Source organism: Sphingomonas sp. (genome assembly GCF_041661885.1).
Lineage (GTDB): Bacteria > Pseudomonadota > Alphaproteobacteria > Sphingomonadales > Sphingomonadaceae > Sphingomonas.
This window is the reverse complement of the sequence record NZ_JBAZTL010000006.1, coordinates 218,648-243,271: the sequence shown is the minus strand read 5'-3', so window position 1 is coordinate 243,271 and position 24,624 is coordinate 218,648. Positions and strand designations below refer to the sequence as shown.

Genomic DNA, 24,624 nt, shown 5'->3' with positions numbered 1-24,624 from the left:
AGCCGGTGGCGCTTTATCGGGGCCGGTCAGGAGATATGTGTGTTGAATCATTGGAAGCCTGCTTTTGCGTTGCTCGCGGTGCCCGCGCTGGTGGCAGCCGCCCCGGTTGGCGATTTGGCGCACGTGCAAAATCATCTGCGCGCGGTCGAGAGCATGACCGCGACCTTCACCCAGACCGACCGGTCGGGAAAGGCGCTGACCGGCGTCCTCACGCTGAAAAAACCCGGCAAGATCCGCTTTCAATATGAAAAGGGCGTGCCGATCCTGATCGTCAGCGATGGCAAATCCCTGTGGTTTCTGGATTATTCGGTCGGCCAGAAACAACGCTGGCCGATCGGAGGATCGCCGCTCGGCATCCTGCTCGATCCGTCACGCGACATGAGCAAGGTCGCCACCGTGGTTGCGACCGACAATCCCAATGTCATCGCAGTCGATGCGGCGGACCCAAAGCACCCCGAATATGGCCGGATCAGCCTGGTATTCGCGCGCAGCCCGGCGGCCCCCGGCGGATTGATGTTGCAAGGGTGGGTCGCGCTCGATTCGCAAAACAATCGCACCACGATCCGGCTGTCGAACCAGCGGTTCAACGCGCCCGTCGCCGACAATGCCTTCGAGTGGCGCGATCCCGTCCGGCCAACCGGCAAAAAGTAGGATTCATTCATATTGGCGACAGGTTCGTGCGCCTACAGACGGCGTTGCGGATGAGGACGTTCGGGATTTCCCCCTGTTACCCGAACCTTCGCTTCCCGCCTGCGTGACGAACGCTAGGTCGGCCCTCGCTCCATGCCCCCGGAGCGGGGGCCTTTCCATGTCGGCAGCGGGCGGCTGGCGTGGCCTGCCTGGCCTCGCTAGAGCAGGATGATGACCGCTTTGCTAAAGATTGCTTCCTGGAACATCAACTCGGTACGGTTCCGTATCGAGATTGTTGAGAAATTTCTGCGCGATACGGCACCCGACATCCTGTGCCTGCAGGAAACCAAGGTTATCGACCAGGATTTCCCGACGGCCCCGTTCCGTGCGCTCGGGTATCGCCATATCGTGTTGCACGGACAACGGATGCACCACGGAGTCGCGATCCTGTCCAAGGTTCCGCTGGTTGAGGATGACCGTTTCGACTGGCAAGCGAATCGGGAGGCGCGCCATGTCGGCGTGCGGCTCGAATCGGGAATGCGGATCGAAAATGTTTACGTTCCGGCCGGCGGCGACGTGCCCAACCGCGACGAAAACCCGAAATTCGGCCAGAAACTCGACTTTCTGGAGCGCATGACGCTGTGGTCCGAAACGCTCGCCGTGCCGACGCTGCTGGTGGGCGATTTCAACATTGCCCCGCTCGAATCCGACGTGTGGAGCCACAAGCAATTGCTGAACGTCGTCAGCCATACGCCCATCGAGGTGGCTGCGCTCGACCGGCTAAAGGCGTCGAACAATTGGGTCGATCTGGGGCGCCATTTCTTTCCCGCTCCGGCGCGGCTGCACACATGGTGGAGCTATCGCTCGGCCGATTGGACGGTGAATGATCGTGGGCGACGTCTCGACCATATGTGGGCAACCGCAGACGTTGCGGCGACCGCGCGGCATCACCATGTGTTCGAAGAATGCCGTAGCTGGCTGAAACCTTCCGACCATGTCCCGATCATGACCGAGTTTGACGTTTGAACGATCCTCACACGACCGCGCTTGCCATCGATGCCCTGCGCCGCGGCTGGCCCATCGCGCTTGCAGGCGAGGCGGGTATGCTCGCGCTGCTGCCGGTTGAAACCGCCGACCCTGTTCGCCTGGCGGCGTTCGATCCTGCGGGGGTGGCTTCGGTGTTGCTCTCGGCAGGTCGCGCGGCGACGCTTAAACTCACCAACCAGCGCGATGCGGCGGCCCCTGATGCCCCAGTCGTAATCGAGCGTGCGCCGTGGATCGATTTTGCAGCGGCAACCGCGCTGGCCGATCCGCAATTCGATCTCGACACGCCGATGAAGGGCCCGTTCCGGGCGATTTGCCTGGCCGAACGCGATGCCGGGGTTGCGGCCCTGCGGCTGGCGCGGATCGCGGGCATGTTGCCTGCCTTCTTCATCTTACCCGGGGAATCCGCCGCGCTAGTGCTTACACCGGGCGACATCGACGCGCATGAAAACGCCGCGCGCCTGACGATCGCGACACGCGCGCATCTACCGGTGACGGGTGCCGAAAATGCCGAAATCGTCGCGTTTCGAACCCCCGAAATGCCGGGCGAACACATCGCATTGCTGATCGGCGCACCCGATGGCCGCCCGCCGCTGGTGCGGCTGCACAGCGAATGCCTGACGGGCGACATGCTCGGCAGCCTGAAATGCGATTGCGGCCCGCAGCTCCATGCCGCGATCGATGCGGTCGCGGCGAGCGGTTGGGGCATCATCCTGTATTTGCGGCAGGAAGGCCGGGGCATCGGCCTCATCAACAAATTGCGCGCTTATGCGCTGCAGGATCAGGGTTTCGATACCGTCGATGCCAATACCCGGCTGGGCTTTCCGATCGATTCACGCAATTTCGCGGTGGCGGCGCAAATGCTCGATTTGCTCGGGCAACGGTCGGTGCGGCTGTTGACCAACAATCCGCAAAAGGTCGCGCAGCTTGAGGCGGCGGGGATCTCGGTGGTCGAGCGGGTGCCGCACATCCTGCCCGCCAATCCGCATAACGAACGCTATCTGGCGACCAAGCGTGACCGCACCGGCCACCAATTCTAGGCGATCAGCGCGGCGATTTGATCGAAATTTTCGGCCACGTCGTGCACGCCGATCGACCGCAATCTGGCAGCGTGATCGGGCCCGCAATGCGTGCCGCCGACAAAGCCAATGACCCGCGCGCCCGAAGCCACCGCCCCGGTGGCGCCGACCGGCGAATCTTCGACGATGACCGAACGGGCAATATCGACACCGAGCGCGTTGGCGGCATGAAGGTAAATGTCCGGCGCCGGCTTGCCCTTGGTGACATGCTCCTTGCCCGAAAAGATCCGATCGCCAAACGCCTCACGCAGCCCGATATGCTCCAGATGGCGGCTGATCCACGCGGTCGTGCTCGACGAGGCGATCGCCTTGGGCAAATCAGCGGGCAGGCCCAGCACGAATTTGACCGCGCCCTCCACCGCATCGACGCCTTCGTGCATTGCGCGCCGATCCTCGATGCTGCGCGCCGCGTAAAAATCCTCGGGCAGCGATCGGCCGATCCAGCGCTCGATCGCGCCGATGAAGGACGCGCCCGACAATCCCATAAAATTGGCGAAGGAATCCGCAGGCGTCGTGGGATGGCCAATGCTCGTCAGATACGCGGCAATCTGGCGATTGCCGACGGCTTCGCTTTCGATCAGCACACCGTCGAAATCGAAGATAATGCCGTCGAACCTCACGCGCGCGCGCCAAACAAGGCGCTGCCGATGCGGACGTGCGTTGCCCCGAGCATCACCGCTGTCTCATAATCGCCCGACATACCCATGCTAAGGCCTCCAAGACCGTGATCGCGCGCCAGCTTGGCCAGCAGGGCGAAATAGGGGGCAGCCTCGGTCTCGGCAGGTGGCACTGCCATCAGGCCAGCTATGGGCAAGTCAGCGTCCTGCGCCACTGTCAACAGCGCGGGCAGCGCGGCGATCGGGCAGCCGCCCTTTTGCGCTTCGTCGCCGATATTTACCTGGAGGAAACAATCCGGGCGGCGATCCTGCCGCTCCATCGCGCGGGCAAGCGCGGTGACAAGCGAAGGACGATCGACCGAATGGATCGCATCGAACAACGCCACCGCGTCTTCGGCCTTGTTGGACTGCAACTGGCCAACCAAGTGCAGCACGCTGTGGGGGAAGGCGTCGCGCAACGCGGGCCATTTGTCATACGCCTCCTGCACGCGATTTTCGCCGAAAACGCGCTGCCCTGCGGTCAATAGAGGCGTAATGTCTGCCGCCGCTTTGGTCTTGGAAATCGCAATCAGCGTAACCGCGTCGGGCTTGCGGTCGGCGAGTGCGGCAGCGCGGGCGATGGTCGCGCGCACGGCGGCAAGGGAGCTAGCGGGGTCGTCGGTGGCCATTGGCGGCGCTATAGGCTCCAACATGACCGTTCGTCACCCCATAAGCCGCAAGTCGTTACCCAAGCTGTGGCTGATGACCGACGAACGCATCGGGGAAGATTTGTGGAGCGCGGTCGCGGCGTTGCCCCGCGGCAGCGGGATCGTCTTTCGCCATTTCGCCACCGAACCAACCGCCCGCAGCGCGATATACGACCGCGTCGCCAAGATCGCCCGGCAACGGCGCCTGATGCTGATACGGCGCGACTTGGCTCGGCAGCCGATCCGGCTCGGCCACGCCCATTCGATACGCGAGGGCATTGCCGCCCGTCGCGCGGGAGCGGAGGCAATCCTGGTGTCACCAGTCCATCCAACGCGCACCCATCCCGGTGCGCGACCGCTCGGGGTTTTGCGCGCGACGCGAATCGCGCGCGCGGTTGGCCTGCCCGCCATCGCGCTCGGTGGGATGAACGCTGTTCGGTTCAAGCGGCTTGAGCGGCTGGGATTTGTGGGATGGGCGGCGATTGACGGGCTGACACCACGACTCGCCAGAGACCGTTAGAAGCGGAAAGCCGTCCCGATATACACGGCCTGACTGTCACGACGCCCGGTATCGGTGGTCGGCTGCGTAATCAGCCGCTCGCGCTCACCCTTATACCGCACGCCTGCCGTTACATCGAGGCGACGCGTGAGCGAATAGGAACCGCCGACATCGATCGAATAAGCAGGCGCATCTTCGATCAGCTTCGGCGCACCGGCAAGCGGACGATCCGCCCCGGCCTTCACCCGCCCGCTGAACCGATTGGCGGTGTAGCTGACGCCAACTTCCGCCGATTCGCGCCCGCCGGGCAAGCTTGCCAAATCAACCTTCGAGACATCGCCCGAAAGACCAAAACGTTTCCAACCGACCGCTACACCAAGATTATAGGCGATCGGCGTCAGATTGACCGTGCCGACTGCTACTGGCGCACTGCGATCCACCGCAGCGATTCCCCGCGCCGAGCGGGCCCGAATCGCAATCGTAACCGCGTGGCTGCCATCACGTCGCCCGTCCGAGGGGGTGAACCGGAAACCGCTGGTGTCGAGCCCGCCGCGCGCGAACAGCGCCGCAAGCCGAGGGTCAGCCGAGGCCGGCGTGAACGAACCAATGCCCCGTACCGCAACGACGTTGCGCTTGCCGGGAAACCGCAGGGCCGGAACGTCGCTTGCGCCTAGTGCCGGAGCCACGGCCATGCTAAGGGCGACAAGCGACCCCACGGCAATTCCGGACATCCAGCGAGCAGAAAACACGTAAGGCCCCTCTTAAAGTGCCTGTCTGGCACCTTCATGTGACAATGCGCCTATCACGATTCAATTCCGCGCCGCCACTATCTTGACTCATTTTCTCCAGAGAGTGTCTCGAAGGACACACCGGGTCACGCCGCTGGCGGAGCTGGACGTGTCGCTTGCGGCCCGCGCGAGACATTCTATAGATGCTGACGTCCCCCAACACCCAGTTTTGTTCAGGAACCGCCGATGACCCGCCGCCCACGCACCGCGATCGTGGTTTCGTTCGCTCTTGCCGCCTCCTTGTCGCTCGGTGCCTGCGCGCACAAGCAGGCCCGGCCGCGTAATACCGATCTCGCTGCCTCGAAAGTGACCACGATCGGCGTTAACGCCTATCTGTGGCGCGCCAGCCTCGACACGCTGAGCTTCATGCCGCTGCTGCAGACCGATTCCAACGGCGGCGTGATCGTGACCGATTGGTATATCAATCCGGCTGCTCCCTCGGAGCGGGTCAAGGTTACGGTAACGATTCTCGACCAGGATTTGCGCGCCGATGGCCTGCGGGTCGCGGCACTGCGCCAGGTCAACCAAAACGGCCAGTGGGTTGCCGCACCCGTCGAGGCCGCCACCGTACAGAAGCTGGAGGATATCATCCTGACCAAAGCGCGCGACCTGCGCCGCGCCGCCGTAGCCCAATAGGATCCCTGTTCTCATGGCGTCACGCTTCAACGCGCTGAAGGCGGACGCGGCATGGCAGAAGGTGTGGGACGATGCCCGCACCTTCGCCGCACGCGACGATTCGCCAAAACCGCGCTCCTATGTGCTTGAAATGTTTCCGTATCCTTCGGGGCGGATTCATATGGGCCACGTTCGCAACTACACGATGGGCGACGTGCTCGCGCGCTACCGCCGGATGACGGGCATGGAGGTGCTCCATCCAATGGGATGGGACGCCTTCGGCATGCCGGCCGAAAATGCCGCGATGGAAAAGGGCGTCCATCCCGGTGGCTGGACCCGCGACAATATCGCAACGATGAAGGCGCAGTTGAAGCGGCTCGGCTTCGCACTCGACTGGACGCGAGAGCTGGCGACGTGCGAGCCGGACTATTACGGGCACGAGCAAGCGCTGTTTCTGGACCTGTTTGCACATGGCCTGGTCTATCGCAAGGAAAGCTCGGTCAATTGGGACCCGGTCGACATGACCGTGCTCGCCAATGAGCAAGTGATTGATGGCCGGGGCTGGCGCTCGGGCGCGCTGGTCGAACGGCGCAAGCTGTCGCAGTGGTTCCTCAAGATCACCGATTTTGCCGACGAGTTGCTTGAAGGTCTGGACGGGCTCGAACATTGGCCCGACAAGGTCAGACTGATGCAGGAAAACTGGATCGGACGTAGTCAGGGGCTGCAATTCCGCTTCAAACTGTCTGATGGCGGCTCGGTCGAGGTGTTCACGACGCGCCCCGATACGATCTTCGGGTCGAGCTTCGTCGCGGTTGCCGCCGATCATCCGATTGCGCAAGCGCTGGCCGAGCGGAGCCAGAACGCAGCCGACTTCATCGCCTTGTGCAAGCGCGGCGGGACGACGGCAGCGGAGCTCGATACGCAGGAAAAGCTCGGCTTTGACACCGGGTTGACTGCGGCGCATCCGTTCGACTCGGCACGACAGCTACCCGTTTACATCGCCAATTTCGTGTTGATGGACTATGGCACCGGCGCGGTGTTCGGCGTTCCCGCCCACGACCAGCGCGACATGGATTTCGCGCGGAAATATGCCTTGCCGGTGCGCCGCGTCGTCTCCGACGGGGAGGCAACCGATCCGGTGTTTATCGGCGATACCGCCTATACCGGGCCCGGTACGCTGGTAAATTCGCACTTCCTCGATGGCATGGACATTGAGGACGCCAAGCGCACGGTGATCCGCCGCGCCGAGGGCGAGGGGTGGGGGACGGGCTCGACCGTGTTCCGCCTGCGCGACTGGGGCGTCAGCCGTCAGCGCTATTGGGGTACGCCGATCCCGATCATCCACTGCGACGCCTGTGGCGCGGTGCCGGTGCCCAAGGATCGATTGCCCGTTATCCTGCCTGAAGACGTGACGTTCGACATTCCCGGCAACCCGCTCGATCGCCATCCGACGTGGAAGCATGTGGCGTGCCCCGCGTGCGGTGCCGATGCGCGGCGCGAGACCGATACACTCGACACCTTCGTCGATTCATCCTGGTATTTCATCCGCTTCGCCAGCCAGCCTAAAGACAGGCCGTTCGATCGCGCCATCGCCGAACAATGGCTGCCGGTCGCGCAATATATTGGCGGTGTCGAGCACGCGATCCTGCACCTGCTCTATGCGCGCTTCTGGACGCGGGCGCTGCGCCATATCGGGATGCTGGATATCGCCGAACCCTTTGCCGGGTTGTTCACGCAAGGCATGGTGACGCACGAGACCTATAGCCGCCAGATCACCGAACTGGGGAGCGATGGCGTCGATTCGATCACCAAACCACGCTGGTTGTCGCTCGACGACATCGAGAAGCGCGGCGACGGTTATATCGAGCGCTTGACCGGCGAAACCGTAACGGTCGGCCGCGTCGAGAAGATGTCGAAGTCGAAGAAGAACACCGTCGACCCGACCGGCATCGTCGACCAATATGGTGCCGATGCCACGCGCTGGTTCATGCTGTCGGATTCACCGCCCGAGCGCGATTTGCCGTGGAGCGAATCCGGGATCGAAGGGTCGTGGCGTTTTATCCAACGATTGTGGCGGCTGTTCGACGGCGAACGGAGCGGCTCCAGCGTCCAGAATATCGCGCTGGAACGCAAGCTCCACCAGACGATCGCGGGCGTCGCTATCGATATCGAAGCGCTCGCCTTCAACAAGGCCGTCGCCAAGCTTTATGAGCTGGTCAACGCCATCGAACGCGCGGATCCTTCGGCATCGCGTGATGGTGCGATCGATACGTTGATGCGGCTGATCGCGCCGATGGCACCGCATTTGGCGGAAGAAGCTTGGTCTGCGGCGGGCAAGTCCGGACTGATCGCCGATGCGCCCTGGCCGACGGTCGATGCCGCCTTGCTGGTGGAAGACGAGGTTACCGTCGCAATACAGGTCAACGGTAAGCTGCGCGATACGCTGACCCTGCCAAAGGGCATGGCCCGCGAAGACATCGAGGCGGCGGCGTTTGCTTCCGACAAGATCGTCCGGATATTGGAGGGCAAGGCGCCTCGAAAGGTCATCGTTGTGCCCGATCGCCTCGTGAATATCGTCGCATGAGGCGCGGTCTCGTCCTCGCGGTGCTCGGGCTATCGCTCTCCGGATGCGGGCTGCATCCGCTCTATTCGGGTGGAAGCGCAGGCACCGTTGCCATAACGCTGACCCAGGTCGACGTTGCTCCCATCGAGGGCAAGGCCGGGTGGCTGATGGCCAATGCCTTGCGCGATCGTCTGCACACCGACACCACGCCGCGCTACAGGCTCGAAATCAAGCTCGACGACAAAATCATCGGGCTTGGCGTGCGGCGGGACGACAGCATTTCGCGCGAACGGCGTACCTTGCGCGCGCGCTACCAGTTGGTCGATCTCAGCAACGGCGCGGTGTTGCTCGATGCGGCGGCAGGGTCGGACGCTGGAGTTGACGTCGTAAACTCCGAATATGCCACCATTGCAGCCGAAAACACTGCTTTGGAGCGCTTGTCGGCGATTGTTGCCGATCAAATCGTCGCGCGCATTGCGACTTATGTGCAGCGCACTTCGCCCGAGGCACACTGAGCTGATGCTCCGGGCCCGCTTATGAAGGCCAATTTCAATCAATTGAGCCGCGCGATCGATTCGGCGGCCAGCAATCCCGACATCCGGCTATACCTTCTCTATGGGCCCGATGAGGCGGGCGCGCGAGACATTGCCGCACGGCTTGGCCGCGCAATGGGGCCCGAGGCTGAGCGTGTCGAAATCGAACCCGCAAACCTCAAGAGCAACCCCGGACGGCTGGCCGATGAAGCGGCATCGATGTCGCTCTTCGGGACCGCGCGCTACATACGGATTTCCGGCGCTGGGGAGGACTGTGTCGAAGCCTGCACGCTGTTGTTGGCTGCCGAGCGGGCGGGCAACCCGGTGGTGGTCATCGCGCCCGGTATCAAAAGCGCATCGGCCTTGGTCAAACTCGCGACCGCGAGCCCGCGCGCCATGACATGCGTCTTTTATGTTCCGGAAGCCGGCGAGGCCGACAAGATTGCCGCCAGCATTGCGCGGGAACAGGGATTGCGCACGCTCGGCGGCACTGCCGCGCGAATCGCGCAGGCAGCAGGCGGTGATCGCGCGGTGATGACGCGAGAGCTGGAAAAAATTGCGTTATATCTCGATGCGGCGCCCGAGCGCCCCCGCGAAGTCGACGATGCCACGCTCGATGCGATCGGCGCCGACCTTGGCGATTCGGAAATTTCGCGGGCGATCGATGCGGCGATCGACGGTGGTCCCGATCATTTGGCCGATGAATTGGGCAAACTTGCAATTGCCGGGGTTTCGCCGATCCCGGTATTACGGCAATTGGTGCGGCGCCTTATGACCTTGGCGGAACTCCGCGCTGAAATCGATGGTGGCGCAAATGCCAACACCGTTATCGAGCGCGTGTTTTTCCGCGAGCGCGCCACCACCGCCCGCGCGTTGCGCATCTGGTCGGCGGGCAAGATCAACGAAGCGATCGATCGTGTGCGCCGCGCCGAACGCGCCATCATGGCACCTGGCAACGCCGGACCGGTGTTGGCAGACTCCGCGATGGTCGCAGTCGCGCGAATGGCAGCTCGGCAACGCGGGTAGGGGAACCCCGCCTTAAATTCGCTCACCCGTCAAACGCTGGCACACCATATCGAGCTGGTCGAGCGTGGAATAAGACAGCACCAGCGTGCCGCCCTTGGCACCATAGGTAACGCGTACCGAAAGCCCCAGCAAATCGGCAAGCTGATGTTCGAGCGCGGCAAGATCGGGATCCCGACCGCTCGCATCGCCCGAACTCTGGCTACGCGGCGCGGATTTTGCCGCGCGAGCGAGCCGTTCGGTATCGCGCACCGACAAACCGCGTGCGATCACCTGATCCGCAAGCGCTTCGACCTCGGTAGCCCCAATGAGCGCGCGTGCATGGCCCATCGTCAACGCGCCTGTCACCACTCGCTCTTGAATTGGCGCGGGCAATTCGAGCAGTCGCAGCAAATTTGCGATGTGGCTGCGCGATTTGTTGACCAACTTGCCCAGCGCTTCCTGGGTATGGCCAAAATCCTCGATCAGGCGATGGTACGCCTCAGCTTCCTCGATCGCATTGAGATCCTGACGCTGGATATTCTCGACCAGCGCTACTTCGAGCGTCTCGGTATCGTCAAAGGCGCGAACAATAACGGGTACTTCGTGCAGGCGCGCGCGCTGTGCCGCGCGCCAACGCCGCTCGCCCGCCACAATTTGATAACCAGTGCCGTGCGGTCGCACGACGATCGGTTGCAGCACGCCGCGTTGCGCAATCGACTGTGCCAGTTCTTCAAGCGCCGCTTCGTCGAAATGGCGCCGCGGCTGTCCCGGATGCGGAGTCAACGATCCAACGGGAAGCGAACGAATGCCGGGCGATGTTTCCTTGCCACCGCCAACCGGCTCTTCCCGCGCCAAATCCCCCATCAACGCGTTAAGACCACGTCCCAGTCCGGAACGCGGTTTGGGGCGGGTTTGCGGAAGGTTTTGCGGCGCGGAAGACTCGGTCATGCGGCCCTTGCAGGTTGAGGTTCGTTGTTAGGCAGGCGCGCGATCAATTCGCGGGCCAGTGCGATATAGGCTTCCGAGCCGGGGCAGCGATAATCGTAAATCAACGCCGGCAAACCGTGGCTTGGCGCCTCCGACAAGCGGACGTTGCGGGGGATGACGGTGTCAAACACCACCCCGCCCAGCACCGCGCGAACATCGTTGGAAACCTGATCGGTCAAGCGGTTGCGGCGATCGTGCATCGTCAATGCGACACCCATGATCGACAGGCCCGGATTGAAGCGTTCACGGATACGTTCAACCGTACTGAGCAACTGGCTAAGCCCCTCGAGCGCAAAAAATTCACATTGCAGCGGCACCAGCAAAGAGTTGGATGCGACCATCGCGTTGAGCGTCAACAACCCGAGCGAAGGCGGACAATCGATAAGGACGACATCCCACCGGTGATCGGACCGCGCGAGCGCGCGCGAGAGCCGATGCGTGCGTTCCTCATACTCAACCAGCTCGATCTCGGCACCCGACAAATCGACCGTCGCCGGTACGATATCGAGCTTCGGAACCACTGTCGGCAACGCAGCGGCTTCGATCGTCGTTTCGCCCAGCAAAATGTCATAGGTCGAGTGATGTCTATCGGCCCGCGCAATACCAAGCCCAGTCGACGCATTTCCCTGTGGATCGAGATCAAGCAACAATACCCGCAACCCGGTTGCCGCAAGCGCGGTGCCGAGATTGATCGCGGTCGTGGTCTTTCCAACGCCACCCTTCTGGTTCGCTACAGCAATGACGTTCATCGGCGTGACACCCCTGATGCGAGAACGATCAACGAGTCCGGATCGGTAAGGCTATGTTCCACGTGAAACACACCATGCCATCCTTGTTCGGCTATGGCCACCTCTTCACGCGCCGATCGCCCCTTAGGCAGAATCCAGCGTGTATCGGGGGTGGTACAATCCCTCGCCCACCCAAAGAGTTCGGTCAAGGGCCCAACCGCGCGCGCCGAAATTAATGCCGCCGGACGTGCAATTTTCTCGATCCGATCGCAAATGACATGAGTGCGATCCGCAATTTCAAGCGCCTTGGCAACCTCAACAAGAAACTCCGCTCGGCGTTTTCTGGGTTCGACCAGCCACACGCTGCGATCGGTCAAAGCGGCGATCACCAACCCAGGAAAACCGGCGCCGCTACCGATATCGATCCAATCCCCTGGCGGAGCACCAACCGCCAGTCCAATCAATTGAGCGGAATCGACAATATGCCGGGTCCAGATAGATTCCACGGTCGACGGCGCAATCAGGTTTTGCCGAGCATTTTCCTCCACGACGATCGCGGCGAATTGCGCCATTGCGGCTTTACCCGCATCGCCAAACCGGCTGGCGATCCAGGCTTTTGCTTCAGCCTCCGTCATGCTGCCTTCCTCCGGAGATGCAGCAGGATTGCGGTGAGCGCCGCCGGAGTGACCCCACGGATCCGACCGGCAGCGCCCAATGTCGCCGGGCGCGCCGCCGATAACCGCTCGATCATTTCCGTAGACAAACCCGGAATGGCGCTGAAATCTATTGCGGGGGAAATCACTATGCCGTCGTTACTGCGCAGCCCGGCAATTTCCGCTTCCTGTCGCACCAGATAGGGCGCGTAATGCGCATCCTCGGCGATCTCAGCCAGAAGATCGGAATCTGTCGCCGCGACCAGATCGGGTGCGACCATTCCGATCGTGATGCCCGCGACACGCAACCATTCCCGGCCAGTTCGGGCGTGCGGATCGGGTGTAATCGCGGCACCTCTTGTCCTTAGGACGTCAGCACTTATCGGATCGTCCAAACGAGCTTCGGCGCGAGCACGCCGCCTGCCGCGATGAGCGAGACGCTCCCGACGCGACACCCCCAAACACCCGATTTCCTCCGCGAGCGGTCCAAGGCGGCTTTCGGCATTGTCGGCACGCAAGCGCAGGCGATATTCGGCGCGGGCGGTCAACATGCGATAGGGTTCAGTGATACCTTGCAGCACCAGATCGTCGATCATCACACCCAAATAGCTGGATGCGCGATCAAGAATGATGGCTGGAGACCCAAATGCACGGGCCGCGGCATTTAGGCCGGCCACCAATCCTTGCCCCGCCGCTTCCTCATATCCCGTGGTTCCGTTGATTTGCCCGCAACAGAACAGCCCGGGCATGGCACGCACTTCAAGCGACGCCGACAGCGCGCGCGGATCGATATGGTCATACTCAACCGCATAACCGGGCGTGATGATCCGTGTTCGCTCCAAACCAGGGATCGAAGCGATCATCGCCGCTTGAATGTCGATGGGAAGTGATGTCGAAATCCCGTTGGGATAAATCGTGATATCGTCCAACCCCTCGGGTTCGAGGAAGATCTGGTGTCCATCGCGGTCGCCAAAGCGGTAGATTTTGTCCTCGATGGACGGGCAATAGCGCGGTCCCTGACCAGCGATCGCACCCCCGAATAACGGCGAACGATCGAGTCCACCGCGAATGATCGCGTGGGTTTGTGGAGTCGTGCGCGTAATCGCGCAGTGAAGCTGGGGCAGGGGCCGCGCAGGCGACAGCGGTGACATCGTCCACAGATCGGCATCACTCGGTTGCTGCGGGAGGCGCGCCCAATCGATCGTCCTTCCATCGAGCCGGGGTGGCGTACCCGTCTTCAACCGCGCCATCGGTAACTGAGTCAAGCGAAGCTGTTCAGCCAATTGTGACGCCGCCGCCTCGCCAACCCGGCCTCCGATCGACCGTTCCTCACCACAAAACATCCGGCCACCAAGAAAAGTGCCCGTGGCGAGCACCACCGCTGCCGCCCGAATGGTGTGTCCATCGGCAAGCGCAACGCCCGTTACATCGCCATCGTTGGCCAGCACCAGTGCGCTTACCTCGCCGCCCAGAATTTCGAGATCGTCCTGGGCGGCGAGCATGGTTTGGATGGCCGTGGCATAGCGACGCCGATCCGCCTGGACACGCGGCCCCTGAACCGCCGCGCCCTTGCTACGGTTGAGCATCCGATAATGGATGGCGGCGGCGTCGGCTGCGCGTGCGATCAAACCGTCAAAGGCATCAACTTCACGCACCAAATGGCCTTTGCCGAGCCCGCCAATTGCCGGGTTGCACGACATTGCGCCGATCTTCGATGGATCAAAGCTAACCAGCGCGGTACGTGCGCCACACCGCGCAGCGGCGGCCGCAGCTTCGGTGCCGGCGTGTCCGCCGCCTACGACGATCACATCAAATTCAGTCATGGCCCAAACCGCTAAGTGGTGGGCGGTATCCTGTCAAAGGGAAGCGTGCGGTGTTCCACGTGAAACACCGATCACTTCCCGATACAAAAGCGCGCGAACACTGCGTCGAGCACGTGCTCGACGCCGCTCCTTCCCGCAACCGCGTCCAACGCGCGCAAAGCACCGCGAAGCTCTTCCGCGATGACCAAAAGATCCCCCGTGTGCGTTGCCTCGTGAAGATATCGCTGGCATTCCCCCAGCAAGGCACGCTGCCGCCGGTTGACCGTCAGCGCATCCTCTTGCGGCAACAGCCTAGCAGCCCGTTGAGCCACCACCTCCCAAAGCCCCTCCACGCCTCGCCCAGACGCCGCAGAAACACCGACAACACTGTGCGCCGGAATCGCCGAACGTCCCGGCAAATCGATACGGCTATGGATGCGAAGGTGGGTGGGGTCGGCAGGCGCATCGTCGCCGAGCCACAACACGATATCGGCACTTGTAATCGCCGCCTTAGCGCGGTCGACGCCGATTTGCTCCACCGCATCACCGGGTGTAACGGTCAGGCCCGCCGTATCCGTCAGCACATAGGCAACACCCGCCCGTTCGACCGGCGCTTCAATCCGGTCGCGCGTGGTGCCCGAAATCGGCGATACGATCGCAACATCCCGCCCGGTCATGGCGTTAAGCAAGGTCGATTTGCCGCTATTGGGCGGCCCGGCAATCACCACCCTTATACCATCCTGCAGACGCTCAATGGGGGGAGACGAAAGCATGTGCCCAATCTCGGCGACGATACCCCCAATCGTGGCGACCATCTCACCCATATTTTCGGCCGCGACATCGTCTTCGTCGGAGAAATCGAGCTGGGCCTCCACGTTTGCCGCAACACCAATCAGCCGGTCGGTCCAGCGATCGACAAGCGCGCGCAGGCCGCCTTCGGCAATACGCAATGCAGCGCGGCGTTGTGTCTCGGTTTGGGCAGACAGCAAATCCCCCAAACCCTCCGCCGCCGTCAAATCGATAACGCCATTCTCCAGCGCGCGACGGGTAAATTCGCCGGGGTCGGCGTAACGAGCGCCAGGTTGCGAACCGACCGCCGCTTCAACCGCCGAAACCACCGCGCGTCCACCGTGCACGTGAAACTCAACGACATCTTCCCCGGTCGCGGTCTTGGGACCAGGAAAGACCAGCACCAGCGCACGGTCGAGCAAGACCCCGGTACGCGGATCGTGAAGAGCACGCACCGCTGCTCGACGCGGTGGCGGCAATGTGCCGGCCACCGCGGTTGCGATGGCAAAAGCCGCCGGCCCGCTCATTCGAACAATCGCTATCGCCGCGGGTGGTGCGCCGCTCGAGGTTGCGAAAATTGTGTCGAGTCCGCCCACCGCAAATTTACTTGGTCGCGCTTTCGAACATTTTGCGCCACATCCCCATGCCGGCATCGCTCATCGGCATCCAGCTCCGCACCATATTGTCGAGCAAATCGGGTGCGACCACGCCATCCATCGCGCCGGTGAGCATCGCAACATATTTATCGTGAACGGGGGCGAGATCAGGCAAGCCCATGAAGCGGCGAGCCTCTTCCGGTGTGCAATCGACTTCGACATTGATCTTCATCGCGCTTCTCCGCTTGAGCGGGCCTGCGCCACGCTGCATAGTCTGCCCATGTATGCGCGCGATATAGCCCGGATCGCAACGCCTGTCGGTGTTGTTACGATTTATGGTGACGATACAGCGGTAACTTCGGTAAAAATCGAGGCAATGGGCGGTGGTCCGAAATTGGGCGCTGCTTCGCCGGTTCGCGACGCCGCCGACCAAATTCAGGCATGGTTCGCCGGGGAGCGCACCGCGTTCGATCTGCCGCTCGCGAATGCGCAAACCGACCGGGGCCAGATATTACGCGATGCAATGATCGCAATCGGCTATGGCGAGGTGCTGAGCTACGGGCGTCTTGCCGCCACAATCGGATCAAGCCCGCGCGCAATTGGCCAGGCTTGTGCGCGCAATCCCTTTCCGATCATCGTGCCATGCCACCGCGTAACCAACGCCGATGGATCCTTGGGAGCGTATTCGGCGGGTGAGGGCCCTGCGACCAAACGTTGGCTGCTCGATTTCGAACGACGCGGCCATCGCGACCGGCTTCTTTAGAAAAGCAGCCGCAACACGCCAATTTCATGATCAACGACGCCGTCGTAAATCATCCGGCCGGCAACGAAGAGAATGACGGCCAAGCCGATATAGGCAATCCAGTGATGTCGCCCGATGATGCGCGCGATGAAGTTAGCGGCGACCGCCATCAGCGTGACCGACAGGGCCAGCCCGAAGAACAGCACCGCTGGGTGCTCGCGTGCCGCCCCCGCCACGGCCAGAACATTGTCCAGGCTCAGCGACAAATTGGTAATCGCGACCTGAATCGCCGCCTGCGCGAAGGTCTTGTGTTGCCTCGGCGCGGCATGGTCACCGTTTGCCGCCTCGGCGGTCGCGCCGATTTCGCGATAGAGTTTCCACGCAACCCACAATAGCAAAATCCCACCAGCCAATAGCAAGCCAACGACATGCAGCAACTGGGTTGCGATCAGCGCAAAGCCGATCAGGCACACCATCGCCATCACGACGCCAAGGCCGAGCACTTGCTTGCGCTGCTTGGAGGGCAGACCAGCGGCGAGCGTGCCGAGCACCATCGCATTGTCGCCCGAGAAGATCAGGTCGATCAGGATCACCTGACCGAGCGTCGCCAATCCAGCGGCGGTGAAGACGTCCGCGATATTGAACATGCACTACTTTCAACAACGCGTACCGAGCAAAAGCCCGATGCCGTCCCGGGGACTTAGCTCGATGACAGCGCCGACGGGACCCTCGCTTACTGATTCATGCTGTCGAAGAAATCTTCGTTGGTCTTGGAATTTTTCATCTTGTCGAGCAGGAATTCCATCGAATCGATCGTGCCCATCTGCATGAGGATGCGGCGCAGCACCCACATTTTGGACAGCTTGCTCTGGTCGACCAGCAGCTCTTCCTTGCGCGTGCCCGACTTGCCGACGTCGAGCGCCGGGAAGATGCGCTTGTCGGCGACCTTGCGGTCGAGCACGATTTCCGAGTTACCCGTGCCCTTGAATTCTTCGAAGATGACTTCGTCCATGCGGCTGCCGGTGTCGATCAACGCGGTCGCGATGATCGACAGCGAACCGCCTTCCTCGATATTGCGCGCAGCACCGAAGAAGCGCTTCGGACGCTGGAGCGCATTGGCGTCGACGCCGCCGGTCAGCACCTTGCCCGAAGAAGGGACGACGGTGTTGTAGGCACGGCCGAGACGCGTGATCGAGTCGAGCAGGATCACCACGTCCTTCTTGTGCTCGACCAGGCGCTTGGCCTTTTCGATCACCATTTCGGCCACTTGCACGTGGCGCGTGGCGGGTTCGTCAAAGGTCGAGCTGACCACCTCGCCCTTGACCGAACGCTGCATGTCGGTGACTTCCTCGGGGCGCTCGTCGATCAACAGGACGATCAGGAACACCTCGGGGTGATTGTCGGTGATCGCTTTGGCAATGTTCTGCAGCATCACCGTCTTGCCGACGCGCGGCGGCGCCACGATCAGCGTACGTTGACCCTTGCCTTGCGGCGAAATGATGTCGATCACCCGCGCCGACTTGTCCTTGATCGTCGGGTCCGACGGATCGAGCGTCAGCTTCTCATCGGGATAGAGCGGGGTGAGGTTGTCGAAATTGACGCGGTGGCGCACCGCCTCGGGATCATCGAAATTGACTGCGGTCAGCTTGACCAAGGCGAAATAGCGCTCGCCATCCTTGGGCCCGCGGATCTCGCCTTCGACGGTGTCACCGGTGCGCAGGCCGAATTTACGGACCTGGTTGGGCGAAATGTAAATGTCATCGGGCCCGGCCAGATAATTGGCTTCGGGGCTACGCAGAAAGCCGAAACCGTCGGGCAGCACTTCGATCGTGCCCAGACCCATGATCTGTTCGCCCTCTTCGGCCTGGACCTTGAGGATCGCGAACATCAGATCCTGCTTGCGCAGCGTCGACGCGCTCTCGATGCCGAGTTCTTCGGCCATCGCGACCAGCTCGGCCGGCTTTTTGTTTTTCAGGTCTTTAAGATGCATTGCGGGCGTCCGGGCATAAAGGATGCTGGGGAAAGAGCTTCAGTCGGCGAAGGGTACGCGACGATGCTAGAGGAAGGATGCCACGACCGAACGGGTTGACCCGCCGCATCGCGACACTGGAGTGAGATACGGGGCCGTGCCCCACCCGTCAAGGCGAGACGTGGTTGCTCAGAAGGGCTGGACGATCACGAGAATGACGATGAAAGTCACCAGCACCGCCGGCACTTCATTGATGAGGCGCAACTGCCGCCCGGTCAGCGTCGGTTTGCCCGCGGCGAGCTTGCGCGCATAGCCCACCGCCCAGCCATGATAGCCGCTGAGGACGAGAACCAACGCCAGCTTCAAGTGCAGCCAGCCAAGCCCGTCCTGCCCCGAAAACAGACCGATATTGGCGGCAAGCGTCAGCCCCAGAATCCACACCATAATCATCGAAGGGGTCAAGATGATATTGCGGATCTTGCGTTCGCGATCGACCCACAAGGCTGCCTCGGGGGAAGTGATCCCGCCGCTGGTGAGCGCCTCCTGATGATAGACGAGATAGCGTGGCAACATGAACATGCCGGCCATCCAGAACACGACGAAGATGACATGCGCCGCCTTCACCCAAGGATAGGCATTGCCGAGCATTCCAATCATCCAGCGCTCCGAACAAAGGCGAGCAACTGCTCGACATGGGCAATCGGCGTATCCTGCAGGATACCGTGCCCGAGATTGAAGACATGGGGGCGGTCGGCAAAGGCTGCAAGAATACGCGCGGCAGCCTGTTCCATCGCCGCGCCACCGGCGATCAGCACGAGCGGATCGAGATTGCCTTGTACGGGGAGATCCTGGGGCAGCGTTGCTGCGGCCCATTCGGGATCGACGGTTTCGTCGAGCCCGACCGCGTTGACGGCGGTTTCCCGGACATAAGCCGCAAGTTTCTCGCCCGCACCTTTGGGAAAGCCGATCACGGGCACCCCCGGATGGCGATCGTGCAACGCACTGACGATCGCGGCATTGGGCGCGATCACCCAACGTTCGAACTGCGCCGGGCTGAGGCTGCCCGACCAACTGTCGAACAATTGCACCGCCTCGACACCCGCCTCGATCTGTTTTGACAGATAGTCGACCGTGCACGAAGCGATCGCCGTGATAATCTCCCCGAACGCCTTTGGGTCGGCATAAGCGAAGCGTCGCGTCTCGCTTTGGTCACGGCTGCCATGCCCGGCAACCATATAGGTAGCCACGGTCCACGGGCTTCCCGCAAAGCCCAGAAAGGTGGTCTGTGGCGGCAACAGTGCCGTGACCTGGCGCACAGTCTCGTAAACCGGATCGAGCCGCTCAGGCGCCGCCTGGAGGCCTTGCAGGGCATGATCGATCAGTGCGGGTTGCAGTGCCGGACCTTCGCCCACGCCAAAGCTTAGACTCTGGCCCAGCGCCGATGGCACCATCAAGATATCCGAGAACAGAATCGCGCCGTCGAAGCCAAAGCGACGGATCGGTTGAATCGTGACCTCGGCTGCTGCGGCGCTGTCGTTGACGAGCGCGAGAAAGCCACCTTTTTCCGCGCGAAGTGCCCGATATTCAGGGAGATAGCGGCCAGCCTGGCGCATGAGCCAAACCGGGGGACTCGGCTGACGATCACCTTGCAGCGTGGCGAGGAGCGGCTTCTTCATGGTCGGAATCGTCTGACCCTCTTCTAAAAGATTCTAGAATCTTGAAAGGATGAAGTGGTTGTAGGCACGTCGATAGCGGGGCTTATGCCGTCATCCCCGAAAAGCCAACAGGCTGGCGTTTTGGCAATGCCGACTCTCGCGTGAGTCGGCATTTTTGTCCCCATTATCCACAGGGTGTTGGCACAATCGCCCGCTGTGCGTTCGATTGTGGATAAACTGCGGGTTGTCCACCGTGGGCAAGCCGCTTTGCCGGATCGCAAAGTTGCGCTAGCGCTTCTCCTCATGTTGTCCACAGCATCGTCCACCCGGCCCTTTTGATGCGGCTGCATCTCCATCTGCTGTCGGATTCGACTGGCGAAACGCTCGAGAACATCGCCAAGGCCGCGCTTGCGCAATATGATGATGTCGAGACGATCCGGCATTTCTGGCCGATGGTACGTACTGAAGCACATCTCGAGCGGATCCTTCAGGAAGTCTCCCAAAATCCCGGGCTGGTGCTGTTCACGTTGGTGAATAGCGAGACGCGGCGTACACTTGAGACGCGCTGCCGTGCGCTTGGCCTGCCGGCGGTTGCTCCGCTTGACGGCGTGACCGGGGCGCTTTCCGGGTTGCTTGGCCAAGCGGCCAAGGCGCGTCCCGGGCGGCAGCATGTGCTCGACGCTGCCTATTTCGCACGGGTGGATGCCATCCAGTTCACCATCGCGCATGATGACGGGATTTTGGCGGAGGATTGGGAAGAAGCGGATATCGTGTTGGCGGGCGTGTCGCGGTCGTCGAAAACGCCGACGTCGATCTATCTCGCCAATCGCGGCTTCAAGACCGCCAACATCCCGATCGTGCTGGAAAGCCCACCGCCCGAAAGCCTCTACACATTGAAGAATCCGATCGTGGTCGGGCTTACGACAAGCGCGGACCGGCTGATTCAGGTGCGGCGTAACCGATTGCTTTCGCTCAACGAGAAGGTCGAGACTGCTTATGTCGATCAGGAAGCGGTCACGCGCGAAGTGGCGTTTGCGCGGCGGATGTTTGCCGACAATGGCTGGCCGGTGATCGATGTGACACGGCGCTCAATCGAGGAAACGGCGGCGGCGATCATCGCGTTGGTGGGTGAACGGCGCGGCGATACGAGTGGTGAACCATGAGAGTTGTCCTGGCGTCGCAAAGCGCGTCGCGTCGCACGATGCTGACGGCGGCAGGTGTACCGTTTGAAGCGGTTTCCGCCGGGGTCGATGAGGATTCGGCAAAGGCGGCGTTGCTCGGTGATGGCTGTGGCGCGCGTGACCTCGCCGATGCGTTGGCCGAGCTGAAGGCAATCAAGATATCATCGGGGGACGGGCAAGCGTTGGTGTTGGGGTGCGACTCGGTGGTCGCGCTCGAGGACGGGTCGATGCTCGACAAACCGCGCAACCGGGCCGAGGCGGCAGACCATTTGCGGCGCCTCTCGGGCAAGCGGCACGAATTGGTCAGCGCGGCGGTGATGGCCGAGGGCGGGCGCCCGGTGTGGCGCGTGGTCGATCGTGCGCGGATGCATGTGCGCCCCCTGTCGGACGCGTTCATCGAATCGTATCTCGATCTGGAATGGCCCGAAATATCGGGGTGCGTCGGATGTTATCGGATCGAGGGGCCAGGGGCTCAATTGTTCAGCCGAATCGAAGGCAGCCAGTTCACCGTGCTCGGCTTACCGCTGTTGCCGGTGCTGGATTATCTGCGGGTACGCGGGGTGATGACGTCATGATGTTTGCCGAGGTGATCGGGGATCCGATCAGCCATTCCAAATCACCGCTGATCCACGGCTTCTGGATCGAAGCGCTGGGGCTGGAGGCGCGCTATGCCGCCTGCCATGTCACCGCCGATGGGCTCGCCGCGTATTTCGCAGAACGCGCGGGCAATCCTGATTGGCGCGGGTGTAACGTTACGATTCCGCATAAGGGAGCGGTGCTCGATCATATCGCCGATCCGGGTAATGTACGGGGCACCATCGGCGCCGCCAACACCGTTTTTCGCGGTGAGGATGGTACGCTGGCCTGCACCAATACCGATGCCGCCGGCTTTTATGCGCCGATTGCCGAGATGGATCTGACAGGCGCGCCCATCATCGTGGTCGGGGCGGGCGGCGCGGCGCGCGCGGTGCTGTTCGCGCTGTCGCGGCTTGGGGTTGGCCCGGTCACCATCCTCAACCGCAATGTGTTGAAGGCGGCGGCGTTGCTCTCGTCCTTCGGACTGAAGGGCAAGGCGCTGCCACTCGACGCCACGCTGCCCCCGGCGGCGTTGCTGGTCAATGCCAGTGCGCTCGGCATGGTTGGGCAGGCACCGCTCGATCTCGATCTCGATCCACTGCCCGAGGATGCGGTCGTATATGACGTCGTCTATGCGCCGCTGGAAACGCCGTTGCTTGCGGCGGCGCGCGCGCGGGATCTGGAAACGGTCGATGGGCTCGACATGCTGATCGGGCAGGCGGCGTTGGCGTTCGAACTGTTCTTCGGTGTATCGCCACCGCGCGACGAGTCCAGCGACGAGCGGCTGCGCGCGCTGTTGACGGCATGATTACGATTGGCCTGACCGGGTCGATCGGGATGGGCAAATCGACCGTGGCGGCGATGTTTGCCGAAGCCGGCATTCCGGTGTTCGATGCCGACGCCACGGTGCACCGGCTGCAAGCCAAAGGCGGGCGACTCGTTACCGCAATCGAGGCGGCCTTTCCCGGATCGACCGGGCCCGATGGGGTGGACCGTGCACGATTGAGCCAGATGGTACTGAACGATCCCGGTGCGTTCGCGCGACTCGAGGCGATCGTTCATCCGGCGGTGGCGGCGGAACGCGCCGCATTCCTCGCGCGGCACGCCGACGCGCAGATGGTCGTGTTCGACGTCCCCTTATTGTTCGAAACCGGCGGCGAAGCCCGGGTCGATACGGTGGTGGTGGTATCCGCACCGCCCGATGTGCAGCGGGCACGCGTCCTTGCCAGGCCGGGTATGTCCCCGGAAAAGCTCGATTCGATTCATGCGCGCCAAATGCCCAATGCCGATAAGGTCACGCGCGCCGATTTTGTCGTGCCGACCGATGGCACGCATGAGGATACACGTCGCGCGGTACATTCCATCATCGCTTGCTTAGCGGCCCGCGACGTCCCACTATAATATCCCTATGCGTGAGATCGTCTTCGACACAGAGACCACCGGCTTCAGTTTTGCCGATGGCGATCGCATGGTGGAAATCGGTTGTCTGGAGATGGTCAACCGGGTCGAGACCGGGCGCACGTTCCACGCCTATTTTCATCCCGAACGGTCGATGCCGGCCGAGGCGCAACGCGTCCACGGGTTGAGCGACGCTTTCCTCGCCGACAAGCCGCTCTTCCCGCATCTGGTCGACGATCTGCTCGAGTTTATCGGCGACAGTCCGCTTGTCGCGCACAATGCCAGCTTCGACTTCGGCTTTCTCAACGGCGAACTGAAGCGGTGCGGGCGCACCACCGTTGCGATGGATCGGATGGTCGATACCGTCGCGATGGCGCGGATGCGCCATCCTGGGGCCAAGCACAGCCTGGATGCCTTGTGCAGCCGCTACGGGATCGATCGCAGCCATCGCACGTTGCACGGAGCCTTGCTCGACGCACAGTTGCTCGCCCAGGTCTATGTCGAGTTGACCGGCGGTCGACAGATTGGTCTGGGCCTGGTCAGCGAAGCGGTGGTGGAGGAAGCCCCAACCGTATCGGCCAGTCCGGCGGTCATACGACCGCCGCGCGTGTTCAGTGTCAGCGAGGAGGAGCGCGCACGCCATGCGGCCTTCTTGAAGACCGTGGTCAATCCTTTGTGGGGGAGCGACCACGCGATGTGATTTGGGGGGCCGTGGCACCCGGAAGGTGTCAACTGCCGGCTGACGATCGCCATAGCGACGGCGGCTCATTGAAGGAGAAGGTTCATGGATATTCGGGTTTCCGGCCATCAGGTCGAAACGGGCGCGGCGCTCAAGACCCATGTCGACGACCGGCTCCAAGCCATCGCCACCAAATATTTCGCGCGCGCCATTTCCGCGCAGGTCACCTTCGGCAAGGGGCCGCACGACAACCGCTTCACCTGCGATATCGTCGCGCACGTCATGCAGGGTTTGATCCTGAAAGGGCGCGGTGATGCGTCCGAGGCCCATGCCGCCTTTGAAGGGGCCGCCAGCAAGATCGAAAAGCAGCTCCGGCGCTACATGCGTCGTTTGAAGGACCGCAGCGCGGGCGCGGCTGCGGCCATCACCGTGAATGACGGGATTATCGCCGACAATGCGGGCTACACCGTTTTTCAGGAGCCCGCGGCCGAGGAGGAGGTTGAGGATTATCCCCTGATCGTCGCCGAAACGCGCGTGGATGTCCCCGACGCATCGGTGTCCGATGCAGTGATGATGCTCGATTTGCGCAATACGACTGCATTGCTGTTCCGCAACAGCGGCTCCGGGACCTATAATATGGTCTATCGCCGTGGCGACGGTACGATCGGTTGGGTCGAACCGCAGCGCCAAGCCTGATCGAGAACCTGATCGAGCAAGGGCGCGAGCATTTCCCAGCGGGATGCTCGCGCTTTCGCGGGTTCGGGATCGGCGCTATTGGCCGCCAAAGCCCCAACCGGACGGGGCATAAGG

Annotated in this window: 28 protein-coding genes; 15 read left to right on the top strand and 13 right to left on the bottom strand. The window is 62.2% G+C overall.

Going from position 1 to position 24,624, the window contains the following annotated elements:
* Positions 1-39: 39 nt before the first annotated feature.
* The 3 genes from WC704_RS13405 to ribA all read left to right on the top strand — a co-directional run bounded on the left by WC704_RS13405 (position 40) and on the right by ribA (position 2,714).
* Entirely contained in the window at positions 40-651 is a 612-nt protein-coding gene (locus WC704_RS13405; RefSeq protein WP_372890679.1) for an outer membrane lipoprotein carrier protein LolA, read from the top strand.
* 210 nt (positions 652-861) lie between these two features.
* Entirely contained in the window at positions 862-1,656 is a 795-nt protein-coding gene (locus tag WC704_RS13400; RefSeq protein ID WP_372890678.1) for an exodeoxyribonuclease III, read from the top strand.
* On the top strand, positions 1,653-2,714 hold the full coding sequence (gene ribA / locus WC704_RS13395) for a GTP cyclohydrolase II (RefSeq protein WP_372890676.1): 1,062 nt from the start codon (positions 1,653-1,655) through the stop codon (positions 2,712-2,714). The genes WC704_RS13400 and ribA overlap by 4 nt, the downstream gene beginning before the upstream one ends.
* Here ribA and WC704_RS13390 read toward each other — a convergent pair.
* A complete protein-coding gene (locus tag WC704_RS13390; protein ID WP_372890674.1) occupies positions 2,711-3,373 on the bottom strand; it encodes an HAD family hydrolase in 663 nt (220 codons plus the stop codon). The two genes, ribA and WC704_RS13390, sit on opposite strands and share 4 nt — an antisense overlap.
* The gene (locus WC704_RS13385) at positions 3,370-4,038 is read right to left on the bottom strand and encodes a YggS family pyridoxal phosphate-dependent enzyme (protein ID WP_372890672.1); all 669 of its coding nucleotides are present in this window, start codon (positions 4,036-4,038) and stop codon (positions 3,370-3,372) included. Before WC704_RS13385 ends, WC704_RS13390 begins: the two co-directional genes overlap by 4 nt.
* Before the next feature lie 73 nt (positions 4,039-4,111).
* Between WC704_RS13385 and WC704_RS13380 the strand changes: the two genes are divergently transcribed.
* Positions 4,112-4,576: a thiamine phosphate synthase gene (locus WC704_RS13380; protein ID WP_372890671.1), complete on the top strand. Its 465-nt coding sequence runs from the start codon at positions 4,112-4,114 to the stop codon at positions 4,574-4,576.
* Here the strand turns inward: WC704_RS13380 and WC704_RS13375 are convergent.
* Positions 4,573-5,247, bottom strand: coding sequence for a hypothetical protein (locus WC704_RS13375; RefSeq protein WP_372890669.1), 675 nt, complete (start codon positions 5,245-5,247; stop codon positions 4,573-4,575). The two genes, WC704_RS13380 and WC704_RS13375, sit on opposite strands and share 4 nt — an antisense overlap.
* A 282-nt stretch (positions 5,248-5,529) precedes the next feature.
* On the opposite strand from WC704_RS13375, the gene WC704_RS13370 reads away from it, so the two are divergent.
* Genes WC704_RS13370 through holA form a run of 4 tightly spaced genes read left to right on the top strand, consistent with a single transcriptional unit; the run spans position 5,530 to position 10,080 of the window.
* Entirely contained in the window at positions 5,530-5,979 is a 450-nt protein-coding gene (locus WC704_RS13370; RefSeq protein ID WP_372890667.1) for a DUF3576 domain-containing protein, read from the top strand.
* Between the two features lie 13 nt (positions 5,980-5,992).
* Positions 5,993-8,542, top strand: coding sequence for a leucine--tRNA ligase (leuS, locus tag WC704_RS13365; protein ID WP_372890666.1), 2,550 nt, complete (start codon positions 5,993-5,995; stop codon positions 8,540-8,542).
* Positions 8,539-9,036 (top strand): LPS assembly lipoprotein LptE, encoded by a 498-nt coding sequence (gene lptE, locus WC704_RS13360; RefSeq protein ID WP_372890664.1) that lies wholly within the window; start codon positions 8,539-8,541, stop codon positions 9,034-9,036. Before leuS ends, lptE begins: the two co-directional genes overlap by 4 nt.
* 21 nt (positions 9,037-9,057) lie before the next feature.
* Entirely contained in the window at positions 9,058-10,080 is a 1,023-nt protein-coding gene (holA, locus tag WC704_RS13355) for a DNA polymerase III subunit delta (RefSeq protein ID WP_372890663.1), read from the top strand.
* A gap of 12 nt (positions 10,081-10,092) precedes the next feature.
* Here holA and WC704_RS13350 read toward each other — a convergent pair whose 3' ends face one another.
* From WC704_RS13350 to WC704_RS13325, 6 genes are all read right to left on the bottom strand, one after another.
* Complete coding sequence (locus WC704_RS13350; RefSeq protein ID WP_372890661.1) at positions 10,093-11,007, bottom strand: ParB/RepB/Spo0J family partition protein; 915 nt, start codon at positions 11,005-11,007, stop codon at positions 10,093-10,095.
* Positions 11,004-11,795 carry a ParA family protein gene (locus WC704_RS13345; protein ID WP_372890660.1) on the bottom strand — a complete coding sequence of 264 codons (792 nt, stop codon included), beginning with the start codon at positions 11,793-11,795 and terminating at the stop codon, positions 11,004-11,006. Before WC704_RS13345 ends, WC704_RS13350 begins: the two co-directional genes overlap by 4 nt.
* On the bottom strand, positions 11,792-12,409 hold the full coding sequence (gene rsmG, locus WC704_RS13340) for a 16S rRNA (guanine(527)-N(7))-methyltransferase RsmG (protein WP_372890658.1): 618 nt from the start codon (positions 12,407-12,409) through the stop codon (positions 11,792-11,794). The genes WC704_RS13345 and rsmG overlap by 4 nt, the downstream gene beginning before the upstream one ends.
* Positions 12,406-14,250 (bottom strand): tRNA uridine-5-carboxymethylaminomethyl(34) synthesis enzyme MnmG, encoded by a 1,845-nt coding sequence (gene mnmG, locus WC704_RS13335; RefSeq protein ID WP_372890657.1) that lies wholly within the window; start codon positions 14,248-14,250, stop codon positions 12,406-12,408. The genes rsmG and mnmG overlap by 4 nt, the downstream gene beginning before the upstream one ends.
* Before the next feature lie 71 nt (positions 14,251-14,321).
* Positions 14,322-15,614 carry a tRNA uridine-5-carboxymethylaminomethyl(34) synthesis GTPase MnmE gene (mnmE, locus tag WC704_RS13330; RefSeq protein WP_372890655.1) on the bottom strand — a complete coding sequence of 431 codons (1,293 nt, stop codon included), beginning with the start codon at positions 15,612-15,614 and terminating at the stop codon, positions 14,322-14,324.
* 7 nt (positions 15,615-15,621) lie between these two features.
* Entirely contained in the window at positions 15,622-15,846 is a 225-nt protein-coding gene (locus WC704_RS13325) for a DUF6489 family protein (protein ID WP_372890653.1), read from the bottom strand.
* Positions 15,847-15,894: 48 nt separating this feature from the next.
* Here WC704_RS13325 and WC704_RS13320 point away from each other — a divergent pair, with 48 nt between their 5' ends.
* On the top strand, positions 15,895-16,377 hold the full coding sequence (locus WC704_RS13320) for a methylated-DNA--[protein]-cysteine S-methyltransferase (RefSeq protein ID WP_372890651.1): 483 nt from the start codon (positions 15,895-15,897) through the stop codon (positions 16,375-16,377).
* On the opposite strand, the gene WC704_RS13315 is transcribed toward WC704_RS13320, so the two are convergent.
* The 4 genes from WC704_RS13315 to hemE form a co-directional block, all read right to left on the bottom strand.
* Entirely contained in the window at positions 16,374-17,003 is a 630-nt protein-coding gene (locus WC704_RS13315) for a YjbE family putative metal transport protein (protein WP_372890650.1), read from the bottom strand. The genes WC704_RS13320 and WC704_RS13315 overlap by 4 nt on opposite strands.
* Positions 17,004-17,089: 86 nt before the next feature.
* Positions 17,090-18,346, bottom strand: a complete 1,257-nt coding sequence (gene rho / locus WC704_RS13310) for a transcription termination factor Rho (RefSeq protein ID WP_010405952.1) — start codon at positions 18,344-18,346, stop codon at positions 17,090-17,092.
* A gap of 168 nt (positions 18,347-18,514) precedes the next feature.
* Positions 18,515-18,982: a CopD family protein gene (locus WC704_RS13305; protein WP_372890648.1), complete on the bottom strand. Its 468-nt coding sequence runs from the start codon at positions 18,980-18,982 to the stop codon at positions 18,515-18,517.
* The gene (gene hemE / locus WC704_RS13300) at positions 18,979-20,001 is read right to left on the bottom strand and encodes a uroporphyrinogen decarboxylase (protein WP_372890646.1); all 1,023 of its coding nucleotides are present in this window, start codon (positions 19,999-20,001) and stop codon (positions 18,979-18,981) included. The genes WC704_RS13305 and hemE overlap by 4 nt, the downstream gene beginning before the upstream one ends.
* 314 nt (positions 20,002-20,315) lie before the next feature.
* Here hemE and WC704_RS13295 point away from each other — a divergent pair, with 314 nt between their 5' ends.
* From WC704_RS13295 to hpf, 6 genes are all read left to right on the top strand, one after another.
* Positions 20,316-21,143 carry a pyruvate, water dikinase regulatory protein gene (locus WC704_RS13295; protein WP_372890645.1) on the top strand — a complete coding sequence of 276 codons (828 nt, stop codon included), beginning with the start codon at positions 20,316-20,318 and terminating at the stop codon, positions 21,141-21,143.
* On the top strand, positions 21,140-21,736 hold the full coding sequence (locus WC704_RS13290; protein ID WP_372890644.1) for a nucleoside triphosphate pyrophosphatase: 597 nt from the start codon (positions 21,140-21,142) through the stop codon (positions 21,734-21,736). Before WC704_RS13295 ends, WC704_RS13290 begins: the two co-directional genes overlap by 4 nt.
* On the top strand, positions 21,733-22,545 hold the full coding sequence (locus WC704_RS13285) for a shikimate dehydrogenase (RefSeq protein WP_372890642.1): 813 nt from the start codon (positions 21,733-21,735) through the stop codon (positions 22,543-22,545). The genes WC704_RS13290 and WC704_RS13285 overlap by 4 nt, the downstream gene beginning before the upstream one ends.
* The gene (gene coaE, locus WC704_RS13280) at positions 22,542-23,138 is read left to right on the top strand and encodes a dephospho-CoA kinase (RefSeq protein ID WP_372890639.1); all 597 of its coding nucleotides are present in this window, start codon (positions 22,542-22,544) and stop codon (positions 23,136-23,138) included. Before WC704_RS13285 ends, coaE begins: the two co-directional genes overlap by 4 nt.
* 7 nt (positions 23,139-23,145) lie before the next feature.
* Positions 23,146-23,835, top strand: coding sequence for a DNA polymerase III subunit epsilon (dnaQ, locus tag WC704_RS13275; protein ID WP_372890637.1), 690 nt, complete (start codon positions 23,146-23,148; stop codon positions 23,833-23,835).
* Positions 23,836-23,919: 84 nt separating this feature from the next.
* On the top strand, positions 23,920-24,510 hold the full coding sequence (gene hpf / locus WC704_RS13270; RefSeq protein ID WP_372890635.1) for a ribosome hibernation-promoting factor, HPF/YfiA family: 591 nt from the start codon (positions 23,920-23,922) through the stop codon (positions 24,508-24,510).
* Positions 24,511-24,624 lie beyond the last annotated feature (114 nt).

What these genes read in the sequence shown, in the direction of transcription:
- WC704_RS13325 (WP_372890653.1), bottom strand. Translation starts at nt 15,846, where the DNA reads ATGAAGATCAATGTCGAAGTCGATTGCACACCGGAAGAGGCTCGCCGC.
- WC704_RS13285 (WP_372890642.1), top strand. Translation starts at nt 21,733, where the DNA reads ATGATGTTTGCCGAGGTGATCGGGGATCCGATCAGCCATTCCAAATCA.
- leuS (WP_372890666.1), top strand. Translation starts at nt 5,993, where the DNA reads ATGGCGTCACGCTTCAACGCGCTGAAGGCGGACGCGGCATGGCAGAAG.
- rho (WP_010405952.1), bottom strand. Translation starts at nt 18,346, where the DNA reads ATGCATCTTAAAGACCTGAAAAACAAAAAGCCGGCCGAGCTGGTCGCG.
- WC704_RS13380 (WP_372890671.1), top strand. Translation starts at nt 4,112, where the DNA reads ATGACCGACGAACGCATCGGGGAAGATTTGTGGAGCGCGGTCGCGGCG.
- hpf (WP_372890635.1), top strand. Translation starts at nt 23,920, where the DNA reads ATGGATATTCGGGTTTCCGGCCATCAGGTCGAAACGGGCGCGGCGCTC.
- WC704_RS13370 (WP_372890667.1), top strand. Translation starts at nt 5,530, where the DNA reads ATGACCCGCCGCCCACGCACCGCGATCGTGGTTTCGTTCGCTCTTGCC.
- WC704_RS13350 (WP_372890661.1), bottom strand. Translation starts at nt 11,007, where the DNA reads ATGACCGAGTCTTCCGCGCCGCAAAACCTTCCGCAAACCCGCCCCAAA.
- rsmG (WP_372890658.1), bottom strand. Translation starts at nt 12,409, where the DNA reads ATGACGGAGGCTGAAGCAAAAGCCTGGATCGCCAGCCGGTTTGGCGAT.
- lptE (WP_372890664.1), top strand. Translation starts at nt 8,539, where the DNA reads ATGAGGCGCGGTCTCGTCCTCGCGGTGCTCGGGCTATCGCTCTCCGGA.
- WC704_RS13400 (WP_372890678.1), top strand. Translation starts at nt 862, where the DNA reads ATGACCGCTTTGCTAAAGATTGCTTCCTGGAACATCAACTCGGTACGG.
- WC704_RS13290 (WP_372890644.1), top strand. Translation starts at nt 21,140, where the DNA reads ATGAGAGTTGTCCTGGCGTCGCAAAGCGCGTCGCGTCGCACGATGCTG.
- hemE (WP_372890646.1), bottom strand. Translation starts at nt 20,001, where the DNA reads ATGAAGAAGCCGCTCCTCGCCACGCTGCAAGGTGATCGTCAGCCGAGT.
- WC704_RS13305 (WP_372890648.1), bottom strand. Translation starts at nt 18,982, where the DNA reads ATGATTGGAATGCTCGGCAATGCCTATCCTTGGGTGAAGGCGGCGCAT.
- dnaQ (WP_372890637.1), top strand. Translation starts at nt 23,146, where the DNA reads ATGCGTGAGATCGTCTTCGACACAGAGACCACCGGCTTCAGTTTTGCC.
- holA (WP_372890663.1), top strand. Translation starts at nt 9,058, where the DNA reads ATGAAGGCCAATTTCAATCAATTGAGCCGCGCGATCGATTCGGCGGCC.
- WC704_RS13315 (WP_372890650.1), bottom strand. Translation starts at nt 17,003, where the DNA reads ATGTTCAATATCGCGGACGTCTTCACCGCCGCTGGATTGGCGACGCTC.
- WC704_RS13385 (WP_372890672.1), bottom strand. Translation starts at nt 4,038, where the DNA reads ATGGCCACCGACGACCCCGCTAGCTCCCTTGCCGCCGTGCGCGCGACC.
- WC704_RS13345 (WP_372890660.1), bottom strand. Translation starts at nt 11,795, where the DNA reads ATGAACGTCATTGCTGTAGCGAACCAGAAGGGTGGCGTTGGAAAGACC.
- coaE (WP_372890639.1), top strand. Translation starts at nt 22,542, where the DNA reads ATGATTACGATTGGCCTGACCGGGTCGATCGGGATGGGCAAATCGACC.
- mnmG (WP_372890657.1), bottom strand. Translation starts at nt 14,250, where the DNA reads ATGACTGAATTTGATGTGATCGTCGTAGGCGGCGGACACGCCGGCACC.
- WC704_RS13375 (WP_372890669.1), bottom strand. Translation starts at nt 5,247, where the DNA reads ATGGCCGTGGCTCCGGCACTAGGCGCAAGCGACGTTCCGGCCCTGCGG.
- WC704_RS13320 (WP_372890651.1), top strand. Translation starts at nt 15,895, where the DNA reads ATGTATGCGCGCGATATAGCCCGGATCGCAACGCCTGTCGGTGTTGTT.